The organism is Neobacillus sp. plas4 (assembly GCF_057221695.1).
On record NZ_CM170152.1, the window covers coordinates 4,794,677 to 4,808,639 of the forward strand.

Sequence of the window (13,963 nt, forward strand, 5' to 3'; positions counted from 1 at the left end):
ATTTAATAAAAATAGGCATTCACACATTTCATTCTCCTTCATACGATACATTAGGCCAGCAGCCCAGATTTTTTATTGTAAAAAGGAGGTTTTGGTGTGAAAAAATGGTTGAAATTTAGTCTCTCCTCTCTTCTAATTGTGATTCTTATGTTTTCAATCGCCGCATGTAATACCACTGAAAAGACTGAAACGGAGAAAATAGAAAAGGTCCGTCTTGTAGAAGTTACCCGTTCCATCTTCTATGCTCCTGAATATGTTGCCATTGCCAAAGGATTCTTTAAGGAAGAGGGCTTAGACGTTGAATTATCAACAGCCTTTGGTGGAGACAAAACCATGACTGCTCTGCTCTCTAATGGTGCAGACATTGCACTTGTCGGCTCTGAAACTTCTATTTATGTGTATGCCCAAGGTTCAAATGACCCAGTTATTAACTTTGCCCAGCTTACACAAACAGATGGTACCTTCTTAGTATCGAGAGATAAAATTGAAAATTTCTCATGGGATCTATTAAAAGGGTCGACATTTTTAGGTCAGCGTACGGGCGGCATGCCGCAAATGGTCGGCGAATTCGTTCTTAAAAAACACGGAATTGATCCACATCAAGATTTAAATTTGATTCAAAACATTGACTTTGCAAACATCCCTAGTGCGTTCGCTTCAGGAACTGGAGATTTCGTCCAATTATTTGAACCACAGGCTAGTATTTTTGAAAAAGAAGGAAAGGGACATATTATTGCCTCCTTTGGAACAGAGTCCGGGCATGTACCGTATACAACCTTTATGGCTAAAGATAGTTATATGAAAGAAAACAAGGACATCGTAGAAAAATTCACTAGAGCGATCTTTAAAGCTCAGCAATGGGTCGATACACATACTTCAGATGAAGTGGCTAAGTCGATTGAGTCCTATTTCCCTGATACAGATATAGAACTTATTAGTACTGTAGTTGATCGATATAAAGAGCAAGGATCCTTCGCAACAGACCCAATCCTCGATGTTGAAGAATGGAATAATCTTCAGGATATTATGAACGAAGCAGGTGAACTCCCTCAAGAGGTAGAACACAAAACACTTGTAAATACAGAAATTGCAGAAAAGGTTAAAAATGAATAATTAAATTTGGAGGCCGTCCAAAATGAGTTTCTTAGCAATTAAGGATGTTCATCACACATATTTCACTAAAGCCTCTGCAACCACGGCCCTCTCCGATATAACAATTCAAGTGGAGGAAGGAGAGTTTGTCTCTTTCCTCGGCCCTAGCGGCTGTGGTAAAACAACTTTACTTTCAATCATTGCCGGGCTAATAAAACCAACCCAAGGAAGTATTATGCTTGAAAACAAACCACTCTCAGGAGAAAAAAATCAAATCGGTTATATGCTCCAGCAGGATTATTTATTCCCTTGGAAAACGATTGAAGAAAATATCCTCCTTGGCCTTAAATTATCAAATCAATTGAATGAAAAGACCAAATTGGCTGCCCTGGATCTTCTAAAGCAAATGGGTTTAAACGGCATTGAAAAACAGCTGCCTAAGCAGCTATCGGGCGGAATGAGACAGAGAGCTGCTCTGGTAAGAACACTGGCAACTGAACCCAAACTTCTTATGCTAGACGAACCTTTTTCGGCACTAGACTACCAAACAAAGTTAAAGCTGGAGGATTTAGTATCCAATACACTGGATACATTCGGGAAAACAGCCATCCTGGTAACACATGATATCGGTGAAGCCATTGCCATGAGTGATCGAGTTGTGCTCTTTTCACCAGGTCCAGGCAGAATTCATAAGGTATTTGATATGCCAGATGAACTTAAGAATTTGTCACCTTTCAACGCTAGAAATCATGAAGCATTCTCAAGTATCTTTCAGACAATATGGAAGGAGTTGGATTCACTTGAACCAAGAAAAAAATAATGTGAACCTTCTCCATAAAAAGTATTTACAAACATTAACGGTTGAAAAAAGATGGGTCCGTTTTTACCAACTGATGATATTTTTACTCTTTTTTTCCGGCTGGGAAATTTCAAGTCAACAGCGGTGGATCGATCCCCTTCTTTTCAGTTCACCATCTAAAATTTGGAGTTTATTTCTAGAAAAAATCCAAGACGGTTCCTTATTATCTAACCTTAGTGTAACCTTAACAGAAACAATTTTTGGTTTTATTCTGGGTACTTTACTCGGGACCATATTAGCTGCATTGCTTTGGTGGTCTCCGATATTTTCAAAAATTATTGACCCTTATCTTGTCGTTTTAAATGCAATGCCGAAGGTGGCCTTAGGACCAATCTTGATTGTTGCTCTTGGACCTGGTTATCCATCCATTATTGCAATGGGAGCGATTATCTCGGTTATTATTACCACCATTGTCGTTTATACCTCGTTTAAAGAGGTGGACCCGAACTATATTAAAGTACTGCAAACATTTGGCGCCACTCGTTTTCAGTGCTTTAAGGAAGCCATCCTGCCGGCCAGTTTTCCAACCATTATCTCCACCTTGAAGGTGAATGTTGGATTATCGTGGGTTGGTGTCATTGTCGGAGAATTTTTAGTTTCCTCTAAGGGACTAGGTTACTTCATTATTTACGGTTTCCAAGTATTTAATTTTACCTTAGTCTTTTTATCCTTAATGGTCATTGCCGTGGTTGCCACGATTATGTATCAGCTTGTGGACCTATTAGAGAAAAAACTTATCAAGGAATAGCGGCTTATTAAAATTTGTCGCTATTCTTTTCATTTTGAAGTTTATTAATTTGCTTAAAACACTCCTGAATTACTTCATCCTTCATAATAAAGCTGTATTCCTGACCAAACCGCAGCTGTAGAATATCTCCTTTTACTGCAACGGGTCCGTTGGTCTCATGATAGTTATTCGTTTTATCAACCGTTTTTATTTTTCCCCAAAAAACGGCCTTCACAAATGAATCTTTTTCATCTGTTACCCTATATTCTGCTATTTGTAACAGTTCGTCGATGATCCCGCCCGTTTCCTCATAAACTTCCCGGTGAGCAGCATCGCTTAGAGATTCATCTGTTTCTACTTTCCCCCCTGGAAATTCCAGTCCCCGAACTTTATGATTCGTTAAATACCAGTGATCTTTATACTGACAAATGACAAGCACATGCTTTGCCTTTTGCTGAAAAGTATTGGCTGCAAGAGACAGCTCCACCTTGTTTCCGAATGCATCTAAAAATTCTATCATTCTTGCCCTCCCCTTGACTCACTATTCCATTTATTATAATCGAAAAAACGGAAAACCCCCATAAACAGGATTTTCCGTTTAAATTAATTTTCTTTAGGTAAAATATTCATTGATTCAATATGATTTCTTGCCTCATTATCACCAAGTTGATAAATCATTCCATACACTTGCTCAATGGTTTTGTCGTATGCATCGTTTTCACGGTCATAATGATATTGAACATATGGAACATGGGCTCTAAAGAAGTTTTGCCATTCGGTTGAATAGTTTTGATCAAATAATTCTCTCAACTCGGTAATTTCCTCATCATTTGCCTGAATTTTAAAGCTCCACGTGGAGGCTGTGGCACTTTGGGAAATTTCGCCGGTCCCAACATCTATATAATAAGTCTTTTTTTGCTGATTCATTTTGTCATCCCCTTACTGGTAGTATTTAAAATTTCCCACAATCAAATAAAATTTATTCTTTTTCAAATTTCGACTAATTTTTTTGCGATGAATCAGGTATAATTGTCATAATATTAAGAAAATGATTTTTCATTTTTTACTATTCTTTTGCAGCAAGATAGAGGATATTTTTCATCATTAAGGGAATTGAATAAGTAAGGAAAAAATTTAAGTATTCTACGGAGGTGTACAAGATGAGACTGGTCGATGAATTATTTCAAATGTATCGAGACAAGCTGACAGGTGATGAAGAAGATATTGATATGTTAGCATTCGCCTTCTTAGAAGAAATGTCACATGAAGATCTACTGCACTTGATTCAGGAAATGGATAAACAAGAATTATACGATTTAATGGGGCTTTATTTAATTGAGAGTTTAAAAGGTAAATTTGCACAGGAAGAGTACGGACAGCAGCGCACCCATACTTACTATCCAAGAAATATTCACTGATTTGTACATACAAGGATAAAGGAACTGCTGACCGCAGTTTCTTTTTTTGTTAAAAAGGTATTAAACCGTGCTAAAATATAGTGAATAAGGGGAGGAGACAAAATGTATACGATATTTGTGGTAAGTATTATTATCATCATCGTGGTTCTATTGCTGGCCGTTATTACGACTTCAAAAGCATATTCCTATAAGCATACAGTGGATCCGATTAATGATAATCCTCATCTAGAAAACGATAAAATAGAAGATGAAGTGAAAAAGCTTTAAAAAAAATTCCTATTCATAACGAATAGGAATTTTCCTTTTAGTTTAAGCAAAAACCTGCTTTAAGTCCTCTTTGCTTTGTTCAAGCCAAAAACGCATTAAACGTTTTGCTCCATCTAAATCATGAAGTTTTGCTTGCCCGCATTGTCTTTCGTTTGCTGCCGGTATCTCCGTTATTTCAACGGCAGTCTTCATCGTATCTTCTAGAAGGTCGATGACTTCTTCAACTGTTGGCTCGCCGCTAACAACCAAATAGTAGCCAGTCTGACAACCCATTGGAGAAATATCAATAATATCGAAATGATCATATTTCTCTACATGTGCACGGAGATTAAAAGCCAGCAAATGTTCTAATGTATGAATAACATCCGGCTTCATAGCCTGTTTATTAGGCTGACAAAAGCGGATATCATATTTATTAACGATACCGTCACTACCTACCTTATGTACACCGCAATGTCTAACATAAGGGGCTTTAACCGCATTATGATCTAAATCAAAGCTTTCTACTGATGGCATTCTTTCTCCACTCCTTTTTATCATCTAAATAGTATCATACAATATATTCCGAGTTTTTTCATCAACATTGTAATATTTAACAATTTAGATGTTTTATTCTTTTTATGATATCTTTTAGTTGAAGGGAGTGTCCTTATGCTTAAAAAAGTTTTTATATCAATCATTCGTTTTTACCAGGTTGTTATTTCACCCATTAAACCACCTAGTTGTCGTTTCTATCCCACCTGTTCACATTATGGATTAGAAGCCGTACAACGGTTTGGCGCGCTGAAAGGAGGCTGGCTTACACTTAAGAGAATACTTAAATGTCATCCCTTTCATCCAGGTGGAATTGATCCGGTGCCAGAGAAGAAAGAGATTTAATCTTGATACCCATCAACAACAATGTCAAGTTTTCCTGTTTTTGGATCTATCACTAAACCATGTACCGGAACACCTTTTGGCATTAATGGATGGTTCCTTATTACACCAACGCTATGCTCCACGCTTTCTGTAACATTTTCGAATCCATGAAGCCATTTTTTAATATTAATGCCCGAATAAGTCAAAGTATCCATCGTTTCCTCTGTTACCCCTCGGCTCATCATGCTAGCAATTACTGGCTCAGCTTTTAAACCGCTCATCCCACAATCGTGGTGCGCAATGACAAGAACTTCCTCAGCTTGAAGCTGATAAACTGCGATAAGAATACTTCTCATGATACTTCCAAAAGGATGAGATACCAGTGCACCAGCATTTTTAATGGTCTTTACGTCCCCATTTCCTAAATTCATGGCCTTAGGCAGTAACTCTAACAGTCTTGTATCCATGCATGTTAGAATAACCATTCGTTTATTCGGGAATTTTGTTGTTTCGTATTTTTCATATTCATGACTTTCAACAAACTTTTCGTTATAATTCAGGATCTCATTCAATAATGAAGATTCTTTCACAATTATTCCACCTCTCTTTTTTCTATAATAAGAATACATAATAAGTTATAGATGCATCAATTTATTGCTTGCAATTTCAGATTTTTTTTTGTAAGATACATAAGGAAATCGTAATCGTTCCGTATTATACATTTTTTTATTTATCTTACTACTAAAAATTTTTCTAAATTAAATCGTAATAGCTCCGATTTGAGAAAAAACTAAGGAGAACCTATGAAAAAAATTATACTCTTGCCTATTTTTATCCTACTAAGTTTGTTTATGACTGCTTGCAGTGAAGAAAAAGATCAAACGCAAAAAGAAAAGGACCAGTTAACTATCTATACAACTGTTTTCCCTCTTAAATATTTTACAGAAAGAATTGGCGGCGAATTCGTGAGTGTCAATACAATCTATCCACCGGGTTCTGATGAGCATACGTTTGAGCCATCCCAAAAAGATATGATGAAGCTGGCGGATTCGGATTTATTTTTCTATATTGGTTTAGGATTAGAAGGCTTTGTGGAAAAATCGAAGGAAACCTTAAAAAATCAAAACGTTGCTCTGATTTCGACTGCAGAGAACTTGATTTTAGATCCGGTTGACGGACATGAGGGCGAGGAGAATGGAGACCATGAAGATCATGGTCATGGAGATTTTAATCCTCATGTGTGGCTCGACCCTATTTATTCAAAGGAAATGGCAGCCGTTATTAGAGATTCTTTAGTAGAAAAACTGCCTGAAAATAAAGAGGTTTTTGATCAAAATTATCAACAGCTTGCTAATGAATTAGATAATTTAGATTCTGAATTTAAAACAACCATTCAAAACGCTAAACATAAAAACTTCTTGGTTACACATGCAGCCTTTAGCTATTGGGAGCAACGGTATGGGATCGAAGAAATCAGTATTTCTGGTCTTTCCACAACAAATGAACCTTCACAGAGAGAACTGGAAAAAATCATTTCACAGGCTGATAAAGAAGGCCTCCATTATATCCTTTTTGAGCAAAATGTCCAATCAAAGTTAGCGGATATTGTAAAAAAGGAAATTGGAGCAAAGGCTTTACCCGTCCATAATTTAGGAGTCCTGACAAAGAAAAATCTTGAAGATAAAGAAACATACTTTTCCCTTATGGAGCAAAATTTAAAATCACTAAAAACGGCCTTAAACGACTAAAGCATTCATTACCTATTACTTACCAAGGATGATAGCAGGTAAAACATCAAATGCTAATTCTGTATTACGATTTAGACTAAGGAGTGATACGGATGGCACAGGATGTATTATGTGAAGTCAATAACTGCTCTTATTGGGCAAAGGGAAATAAATGCAGTGCTGAAAGCATTTATGTTGTAAGCCATAAAGGCAAAACGGCCGATAATAGTCAGGAAACCGATTGTAAAACTTTTGAACCTACGGATATATAGAAAACACAAACCAGACAACTTTTGTCTGGTTTAATTTTTTTAAAATGTAATTATTTTTTCAAATTGTGTCGTTTCTCTTAGTCTCTTTTCATTGATTCCATACCCAATCCCAGGACCTTTTGGTACGGTTACGAAGCCATTTTCCACGGTTACTTCTGGAGTAATGATATCTTCTTCCCAAAATCGATTGGAAGCAGAAATATCACCAGGTACGGTGAAGCCTGGCAGGGAGGCTAGTGCGACATTATGTGCACGGGATATCCCGAATTCGATCATTCCCCCACACCATACCTCAATGCCCCTGCCAACGCAATAATCATGAATTCTTTTCGCTTCATAAAGCCCGCCCACTCTTCCAGCTTTAATATTGATCACCTTACAGCTCCCAAGCTCAATTGCTTTTCTCGCGTCCTCAAAACTAACAATGCTTTCGTCTAAACAAATCGGCGTTCTTATTTCTTTTTGAAGCAGAGAATGCTCAATGATATCATCACTTGCAAGCGGCTGTTCAATCATTAAAAGATTAAAGTCATCCAATGCTTTTATGGAGTCAATGTCTTTAAGCGTATAAGCAGAATTAGCGTCGGCCATAATCGGAAGCTCAGGATATTGGCGGCGAATTTCAGCTATTAAGGAATAATCCTGCCTTGGGCTAATCTTGATTTTAAATCGCTGATATCCCGCTTCTAAATACTTTTCAATTTGAGTGAGCGAGTTTGAGAGAGAATCTGCTGCAATAACTACCCCAGAGGCAACTTCCCCTCTCGTACCGCCTAAAAGAGAAGAAAGCGATATTAAATTTTTCTTAGCATACAAAACCCATAAAGCCATCTCTAAACCAGCCTTGGCCATATGATTTCTTTTAATTTTCTTAAATAAACCAGCTGCATCTTCTGGATGGTTAATTTGCTTCTTCTTAAGTAATGGAATTAAGACATCACTTAGAATATGTAAACTAGTCTTCACGGTCTCTTCCGTGTACCAAGGAGTGGAAAAGGCCACACCCTCACCAAATCCTGAAACACCATCAGAATCCATTACCTCTACAATAATTCCTTCTCTCTCTGTCACCGTCCCTAAGTGTGTGTGAAAGGGTGACTTTAAAGGCATACAAATTACTCTAAGGCGAATTTGCGCAATGTTCATTCGCTATACCTGCCCTCATTAACCCATTCTCTCAGCTTCCTGCGCAGCAGCTTTTTAGCAGCGTTCCTCGGAAGGATATCAGTAAACTGAAACGATTTTGGTACTTTGTATTTAGCTAGATGTTCCAAACAAAACTGCTTAAGTTGTATCTCCGTTACACGTGCACCTTCTTTTCGTACAATAAAGGCAACGGGGACTTGTCCCCATGTTTCATCCTTAATGCCTGTAACACCTGCATCATCGATATCAGGATGTGATAAAAGTACAGATTCAATCTCAGCAGGATATATGTTTTCCCCGCCTGAAATGATCAGGTCAGAGCGACGATCAAGTACATATAGGAAGCCTTCTTCGTCTAAAAGACCAATATCTCCTGTATAAAACCATCCGTCATTAAATTTTTCCTTTGTGGCATCCGGACGAAATAAATAGCCTGTTGTTACATTTGGACCCTTAACAACAATTTCACCGGCCTTATTCGGAGGTGCAATCTCTCCATTATCCAAAAGAACCTTAAGTTGTGAAGGAAACAACGGCTTTCCTGCAGAGCCAAGTTTCGTGATGCTATATTCAGGAGCTAAGGTTACAATTTGAGAGGACGTCTCAGTCATACCATAGGATTGGAAAACAGGAAGTTTTTTAGCCAAACACGCCTCCAAAAGTGGTAATGGTGCCGGACCACCTCCTAGAAGGAAGCAGCGGAAATGATTTGGAAGCTGGGGATCCTTAAGTGTATTCACAATCCTAAAGAGCATGGTCCCTACCACTGACATAATGGTAGCCTGTTTCGATTTTATATCATTAATGGTTTTTTCCGCTTCAAAGCTTTCATGAAGAATTACCGGCATTCCATAAATGACACTTCGCATTAAGATGGAAAAACCACTTATATGAAAAAGCGGGACACTGCATAACCAGCGATCACTTTCATTATATCCTAAGTTTAATGCAGAGCCTGCCGCACTCCACCAATGGTTGCCATACGTTTGTAATACACCTTTTGGATTTCCGGTTGTGCCAGAGGTATACATAATGGTACAGACATCAGCCAAATTAATTTCTTTCTGAATGACTGGAATCTCTGGTGTCGTCACAAACAACTGGTCCTTTGTAATGACCGGAATTTCGACTTCCCGTTTGATTTCAAGAAATTCATCTTCCATAATTAATGAAGCAGCTTTTGAGTCATTTAGCTGCCAGCTCAATTCTGTTGTCGTCAAGCGTATATTTAGGATTACTGCTTTAACGCCAAGTAACTGAAGGGCAAATAAAATCACTACCGTATCAACATGATTTTTTAATAGTACCCCAACATATTGGCCATTTTGTATGCCTAACTTTTGCAGCCTGCCAGCGGTTTGATAAGACCGATCATAAAGCTCCTTAAATGATACCGTTTCCTCATTAAAAAAAATCGCAGTTCTTTCAGGTGTCAAAAATGCTCTCTTTTCTAGAAAGTTTGGCATGGTCTCTACTTGCATTCATACTCACCTGCTTTTTTATGGTTTATTGTCTTTTATATAGCTAAAGTATTGTACCGCATGTTTTCTAAATAGCCGAAATTTACGTTTTTCTAAAGAGTCTGGATTGAGCCTTTTTGGTCAATCGGGTGATTTGTCCTCAAGATATTGAATTGAGGACGAATCCTTCTGGAGACTTCTACGATTTGTCCTTAAGACCCTTGATTGAGGACAATTCCTTCTGACGACTCCTATGATTTGTCCTTAAGACCCTTGATTGAGGACAATTCCTTCTGACGACTCCTATGATTTGTCCTTAAGACCCTTGATTGAGGACAAATCCCTTCTGACGACTCCTATGATTTGTCCTTAAGACCCTTGATTGAGGATAAATCCCTTCTGATGACTTCTCAGATTTGTCCTCAAGTCCCTTGATTGAGGACAAATCCCTTCTGACGACTCCTATGATTTGTCCTCAAGACCCTTGATTGAGGACAAATCCTACTCGGGATTCCTACGATTTGTCCTCAAGACCCTTGATTGAGGACAAATCCCTTCTGACGACTCCTATGATTTGTCCTTAAGACACCGGATTGAGGACAAATCATTCTGACGAACACTACGATTTGTACTCAAGACACCGGATTGAGGACAAATCCCTTCTGATGACCCCCGCCAGACTCTTTCCTATATAAAAACAGCCTGATGGAGTCCACCAAGCTGCAACGTGATAACTTTTAAATCATGGAAAACGAGGGAATTGGCCGAAATCTGGCTTACGCTTTTCTTTAAATGCATCGCGGCCTTCTTTGGCTTCTTCTGTTGTATAGTAAAGCAAAGTTGCATCCCCAGCAAGCTGCTGAAGTCCTGCTAAACCGTCTGTATCTGCATTCATGGCTGCCTTTAAGAAACGAAGCGCTGTTGGACTTTTCTCCAAAATTTCATTACACCACTGAATCGTTTCCTCTTCAACTCTTTCAAGTGGAACAACCGTATTTACTAATCCCATGTCAAGAGCTTCCTGTGCATTATACTGACGGCAAAGGTACCAAATTTCACGTGCCTTTTTATGGCCGATGATTCTTGCTAGATAGCCTGAACCATAACCAGCATCAAAGCTTCCTACATTCGGACCTGTTTGACCAAATACAGCATTATCTGCAGCAATCGTCAAATCACACACGACGTGAAGGACATGACCGCCGCCGATAGCGTACCCCTTAACCATCGCAATAACTGGTTTTGGAATAACACGAATTAACCGTTGAAGATCAAGAACATTTAAACGGGGAATTTGGTCTTCACCTACATAACCGCCATGTCCGCGAACCTTTTGGTCACCGCCTGAACAAAATGCTTTATCTCCTGCACCAGTTAATACAATAACACCTACACTGGAATCGTCACGTGCATAAGCAAAGGCGTCTATTAATTCCGCAACAGTTCTCGGTGTAAATGCATTATGTACATGTGGACGGTTAATCGTGATTTTCGCAATTCCATTATACGTTTCATATAAAATTTCTTCATACTTGCGTCCTGCAATCCATTCTACTGTCAAAACAATCTTCCTCCTTAATTATGTATTTATAAAAAGTCACTTACTATTGTACCAAATTTTTCTTTTTGTTCCACATGAATTGCATGTCCACAGCCATTTATTACAATCCATGAAGCTTTTTTTAAATACTTTTGCATTTTTTCAGCTATTCTACAAAACTTTTCATCCTTTTCTCCCGTCACAAGTAACACTTCACAACTTAGCAGTTGTAACTTTTCCCACCAAGATGGCTGAGCTCCAGTCCCCATCCCTAATAAACTATTCATAAGGCCCTTTGAAGAATTGGATAACCGTTGTGCCCTAATCCTATCTTTCATTGGTTCCGGAAGTGCATCCATCGATGAAAATAGCGGAATGGCTTCCCAATAGTCAACAAATGCTTCTATTCCATGTTCATTAATAAAGTTTGCTAGTTCCCCGTCTTTCATTCGGCGCATAATTCTTTCTTCTTCCGTTACTAACCCGGGTGACGCACTTTCTAGAATAAGCTTTCGAATTCTATGTGGATAAAGAATGGCAATCGTTAGCGCTAGTCTTCCACCCATTGAATAGCCAAGGATGTCGAACTTTTCAATTTCCAGCCGGTCTAAAATAAAAATCAAATCTGCCGCAACCGCTTCCATTTTATACCGATTAATATCCTCTGATAATTCTGTTTGACCATGACCGACAATATCAGGAATGATTAATCTTGAATGCTTCCCCCAAACCGGACAAAAAGGTGTCCATGTAGAAGAATCTCCAGTAAATCCATGTAATGGAAGTAATGGAAATCCTTCTCCGCACACCTCGACATTATAAGTAAGGCCGTTACTATTTACCTGCATTAATGTAGACCTTTGACAAAATTTGATATTTCCTGGGAAACAATACGCCAAAATTCGCGATGTTCACTTAAATTGCTTTCTCTATTGGTGACAACTTCATATACATTTAATCCGTTGCTTTTAGATGATGTATTCATAAGCTCCCCTAGGTGGTCCCAGTCCTTTACTTTCGTATAATTCCCATTGAACATGGTAACTGCATGCTCGAATTCTAAATTTAACGGAGTGCCAAATAAAAGTTCAAAATTCTTTGGGTGCTGCGATTGTGGTAAGAAGGAAAAAATGCCGCCTCCATTATTGTTAACAACAATAATCCTAATATCAATACCATATAATTTTGCTGCAACCAAACCATTAAGATCATGGAAAAAAGTAAGATCTCCTAAAACCAAATATAAAGGCTGCGAGTATAAAGCAGCTCCTAATGCTGTGGATACCGTTCCGTCAATACCATTTGCACCCCTATTGGCCATTACTTTAATGGATTTATGATTGTTGAGAAAGAAACTATCTAGATCACGAATTGGCATGCTATTACCAACAAACAATGTAGCACCCTCTGGCAGCATTTCTGCTAATTGGTAGAATAACCGGCCTTCACTTAACTTCTGATAATCTCTTATAAGTGACATGTTTTCCTTTGTAAGATTATTAATTTTTTGCCATTTCTCTAAGAAGTTTGCTGACTGTCGTTTATCGATAGAAGCTACTAACCGCTCACAAAAATAAGTTTCATGACAGAATATCATTTCAGTAGATAATGAGGCAGGGTCTCGCCAGCCTCCGCCACCATCAATAACAAATTGTTCAGCATGGTGATTTTCCTTTAAGAAAATAGTCAACGCCTTTGAAACAGGCATTGCTCCAAATCGGAGAATAACATCCGGCTTTAAAAATGTCTTGGCATCTTCATTTCGCAAAAATGTGTCATAAGTCTCCACAATGTTCTCTAGTTGATGTTTCCCACTTCTAAGCTGTGACAAAGGGTCAGCTAGAATTGGGAAATTTAAGGCAGAAGATAACTCTGTGACGGCTTGAGCAAACTGTTCGTCTGTTATGTCTCCACATACAATAATACCGTTTTTGTATTCACTCAGCTTTGAAGCAATTTCTCTGAATTCATCCTCACTAATGGTCAATTCCCCGTTTCGAACCTTCACATACCCCATAGGCCGTTCTTCTAATTGAAAGATACCTTCCTCCAATTTTGGAATCAGTGGTTCCCTAAACGGAAAATTCAAATGAACCGGACCAGCAGGTGCCTGCATTGCAATAGCTGCCGCACGTGCACAAACAGTGCGTGCATAGCGGATGATTTCGTCACTATTCTCAGGTAAAGCCATATCGGCAAACCATTTTACATGCTGGCCATATAAATGTATTTGATTAATCGCCTGTGGAGCACCAACTTCTCTAAGTTCATGAGGACGGTCAGCTGTTAATACAAGTAATGGAACTCGTGAATAGTGCGCTTCCACAATTGCTGGAAAATAGTTCGCAGCAGCGGTTCCAGACGTACATAAAATCGCAACTGGCTTGTTTGTTGTTTTCGCAATCCCCAATGCAAAAAAAGCGGCAGAGCGTTCATCCACATGGATGTGAATATTTATTTCTGGATGTTCAGCCATTACCATCGCCATAGGGGTTGACCTTGACCCAGGGCTGACCACAACATCTTTTATACATGTTTGCACTAATTCCGCCACAAAGGCAGCTAAATAAGCCGTTAATGATACTTGATGATCCATA

Annotated in this window: 17 protein-coding genes; 8 read left to right on the forward strand and 9 right to left on the reverse strand. The window is 38.5% G+C overall.

Annotation, left to right across the window (positions count from 1 at the left end):
• Window positions 1–96: 96 nt before the first annotated feature.
• Genes AC2TFD_RS24175 through AC2TFD_RS24185 form a run of 3 tightly spaced genes read left to right on the forward strand, consistent with a single transcriptional unit; the run spans window position 97 to window position 2,699 of the window.
• Window positions 97–1,113: an ABC transporter substrate-binding protein gene (locus AC2TFD_RS24175; RefSeq protein ID WP_335569836.1), complete on the forward strand. Its 1,017-nt coding sequence runs from the start codon at window positions 97–99 to the stop codon at window positions 1,111–1,113.
• 22 nt (window positions 1,114–1,135) lie between these two features.
• The gene (locus AC2TFD_RS24180; RefSeq protein WP_335569837.1) at window positions 1,136–1,912 is read left to right on the forward strand and encodes an ABC transporter ATP-binding protein; all 777 of its coding nucleotides are present in this window, start codon (window positions 1,136–1,138) and stop codon (window positions 1,910–1,912) included.
• A complete protein-coding gene (locus AC2TFD_RS24185; RefSeq protein ID WP_335569838.1) occupies window positions 1,893–2,699 on the forward strand; it encodes an ABC transporter permease in 807 nt (268 codons plus the stop codon). The genes AC2TFD_RS24180 and AC2TFD_RS24185 overlap by 20 nt, the downstream gene beginning before the upstream one ends.
• A gap of 7 nt (window positions 2,700–2,706) precedes the next feature.
• On the opposite strand, the gene ytkD is transcribed toward AC2TFD_RS24185, so the two are convergent.
• Together ytkD and AC2TFD_RS24195 are read right to left on the reverse strand one after the other, a co-directional pair.
• The gene (gene ytkD, locus AC2TFD_RS24190) at window positions 2,707–3,198 is read right to left on the reverse strand and encodes an RNA deprotection pyrophosphohydrolase (protein ID WP_335569839.1); all 492 of its coding nucleotides are present in this window, start codon (window positions 3,196–3,198) and stop codon (window positions 2,707–2,709) included.
• Window positions 3,199–3,281: 83 nt separating this feature from the next.
• Entirely contained in the window at window positions 3,282–3,605 is a 324-nt protein-coding gene (locus tag AC2TFD_RS24195) for a hydrolase (RefSeq protein ID WP_335512785.1), read from the reverse strand.
• Window positions 3,606–3,838: 233 nt separating this feature from the next.
• On the opposite strand from AC2TFD_RS24195, the gene AC2TFD_RS24200 reads away from it, so the two are divergent.
• Window positions 3,839–4,096 (forward strand): DUF6154 family protein, encoded by a 258-nt coding sequence (locus AC2TFD_RS24200; RefSeq protein ID WP_045523809.1) that lies wholly within the window; start codon window positions 3,839–3,841, stop codon window positions 4,094–4,096.
• A 102-nt stretch (window positions 4,097–4,198) separates the two neighbouring features.
• Window positions 4,199–4,363 carry a YtzI protein gene (ytzI, locus tag AC2TFD_RS24205; protein WP_335520711.1) on the forward strand — a complete coding sequence of 55 codons (165 nt, stop codon included), beginning with the start codon at window positions 4,199–4,201 and terminating at the stop codon, window positions 4,361–4,363.
• A 42-nt stretch (window positions 4,364–4,405) separates the two neighbouring features.
• Here ytzI and AC2TFD_RS24210 read toward each other — a convergent pair whose 3' ends face one another.
• On the reverse strand, window positions 4,406–4,879 hold the full coding sequence (locus AC2TFD_RS24210) for an S-ribosylhomocysteine lyase (RefSeq protein WP_335569840.1): 474 nt from the start codon (window positions 4,877–4,879) through the stop codon (window positions 4,406–4,408).
• Window positions 4,880–5,014: 135 nt separating this feature from the next.
• Here AC2TFD_RS24210 and yidD point away from each other — a divergent pair, with 135 nt between their 5' ends.
• The gene (gene yidD, locus AC2TFD_RS24215; RefSeq protein ID WP_335520706.1) at window positions 5,015–5,242 is read left to right on the forward strand and encodes a membrane protein insertion efficiency factor YidD; all 228 of its coding nucleotides are present in this window, start codon (window positions 5,015–5,017) and stop codon (window positions 5,240–5,242) included.
• Here yidD and AC2TFD_RS24220 read toward each other — a convergent pair.
• Window positions 5,239–5,850: a beta-class carbonic anhydrase gene (locus tag AC2TFD_RS24220; RefSeq protein ID WP_335569841.1), complete on the reverse strand. Its 612-nt coding sequence runs from the start codon at window positions 5,848–5,850 to the stop codon at window positions 5,239–5,241. The two genes, yidD and AC2TFD_RS24220, sit on opposite strands and share 4 nt — an antisense overlap.
• 174 nt (window positions 5,851–6,024) lie before the next feature.
• Between AC2TFD_RS24220 and AC2TFD_RS24225 the strand changes: the two genes are divergently transcribed.
• Both AC2TFD_RS24225 and AC2TFD_RS24230 read left to right on the forward strand, forming a co-directional pair.
• On the forward strand, window positions 6,025–6,969 hold the full coding sequence (locus tag AC2TFD_RS24225) for a metal ABC transporter solute-binding protein, Zn/Mn family (protein ID WP_335569842.1): 945 nt from the start codon (window positions 6,025–6,027) through the stop codon (window positions 6,967–6,969).
• 92 nt (window positions 6,970–7,061) lie between these two features.
• Window positions 7,062–7,220, forward strand: coding sequence for a DUF1540 domain-containing protein (locus AC2TFD_RS24230; protein ID WP_335509118.1), 159 nt, complete (start codon window positions 7,062–7,064; stop codon window positions 7,218–7,220).
• Window positions 7,221–7,259: 39 nt separating this feature from the next.
• On the opposite strand, the gene menC is transcribed toward AC2TFD_RS24230, so the two are convergent.
• The 5 genes from menC to menD form a co-directional block, all read right to left on the reverse strand.
• A complete protein-coding gene (gene menC, locus AC2TFD_RS24235) occupies window positions 7,260–8,366 on the reverse strand; it encodes an o-succinylbenzoate synthase (protein ID WP_484674114.1) in 1,107 nt (368 codons plus the stop codon).
• Window positions 8,363–9,847 (reverse strand): o-succinylbenzoate--CoA ligase, encoded by a 1,485-nt coding sequence (locus tag AC2TFD_RS24240; RefSeq protein WP_484674115.1) that lies wholly within the window; start codon window positions 9,845–9,847, stop codon window positions 8,363–8,365. Before AC2TFD_RS24240 ends, menC begins: the two co-directional genes overlap by 4 nt.
• Before the next feature lie 721 nt (window positions 9,848–10,568).
• The gene (gene menB / locus AC2TFD_RS24245) at window positions 10,569–11,387 is read right to left on the reverse strand and encodes a 1,4-dihydroxy-2-naphthoyl-CoA synthase (RefSeq protein ID WP_179601634.1); all 819 of its coding nucleotides are present in this window, start codon (window positions 11,385–11,387) and stop codon (window positions 10,569–10,571) included.
• 26 nt (window positions 11,388–11,413) lie between these two features.
• A complete protein-coding gene (menH, locus tag AC2TFD_RS24250; RefSeq protein ID WP_335569845.1) occupies window positions 11,414–12,214 on the reverse strand; it encodes a 2-succinyl-6-hydroxy-2,4-cyclohexadiene-1-carboxylate synthase in 801 nt (266 codons plus the stop codon).
• Window positions 12,214–13,962: a 2-succinyl-5-enolpyruvyl-6-hydroxy-3-cyclohexene-1-carboxylic-acid synthase gene (gene menD / locus AC2TFD_RS24255; protein ID WP_335569846.1), complete on the reverse strand. Its 1,749-nt coding sequence runs from the start codon at window positions 13,960–13,962 to the stop codon at window positions 12,214–12,216. Before menD ends, menH begins: the two co-directional genes overlap by 1 nt.
• Window position 13,963 lies beyond the last annotated feature (1 nt).

Bases quoted from the DNA above. Each gene is read 5' to 3' on its own strand.
- menC (WP_484674114.1), bottom strand. From the start codon at position 8,366: ATGAACATTGCGCAAATTCGCCTTAGAGTAATTTGTATGCCTTTAAAG.
- yidD (WP_335520706.1), top strand. From the start codon at position 5,015: ATGCTTAAAAAAGTTTTTATATCAATCATTCGTTTTTACCAGGTTGTT.
- AC2TFD_RS24195 (WP_335512785.1), bottom strand. From the start codon at position 3,605: ATGAATCAGCAAAAAAAGACTTATTATATAGATGTTGGGACCGGCGAA.
- ytkD (WP_335569839.1), bottom strand. From the start codon at position 3,198: ATGATAGAATTTTTAGATGCATTCGGAAACAAGGTGGAGCTGTCTCTT.
- menD (WP_335569846.1), bottom strand. From the start codon at position 13,962: ATGGATCATCAAGTATCATTAACGGCTTATTTAGCTGCCTTTGTGGCG.
- AC2TFD_RS24230 (WP_335509118.1), top strand. From the start codon at position 7,062: ATGGCACAGGATGTATTATGTGAAGTCAATAACTGCTCTTATTGGGCA.
- AC2TFD_RS24220 (WP_335569841.1), bottom strand. From the start codon at position 5,850: ATGTATTCTTATTATAGAAAAAAGAGAGGTGGAATAATTGTGAAAGAA.
- AC2TFD_RS24240 (WP_484674115.1), bottom strand. From the start codon at position 9,847: ATGCAAGTAGAGACCATGCCAAACTTTCTAGAAAAGAGAGCATTTTTG.
- AC2TFD_RS24200 (WP_045523809.1), top strand. From the start codon at position 3,839: ATGAGACTGGTCGATGAATTATTTCAAATGTATCGAGACAAGCTGACA.
- menH (WP_335569845.1), bottom strand. From the start codon at position 12,214: ATGCAGGTAAATAGTAACGGCCTTACTTATAATGTCGAGGTGTGCGGA.
- ytzI (WP_335520711.1), top strand. From the start codon at position 4,199: ATGTATACGATATTTGTGGTAAGTATTATTATCATCATCGTGGTTCTA.
- AC2TFD_RS24180 (WP_335569837.1), top strand. From the start codon at position 1,136: ATGAGTTTCTTAGCAATTAAGGATGTTCATCACACATATTTCACTAAA.
- AC2TFD_RS24210 (WP_335569840.1), bottom strand. From the start codon at position 4,879: ATGCCATCAGTAGAAAGCTTTGATTTAGATCATAATGCGGTTAAAGCC.
- AC2TFD_RS24225 (WP_335569842.1), top strand. From the start codon at position 6,025: ATGAAAAAAATTATACTCTTGCCTATTTTTATCCTACTAAGTTTGTTT.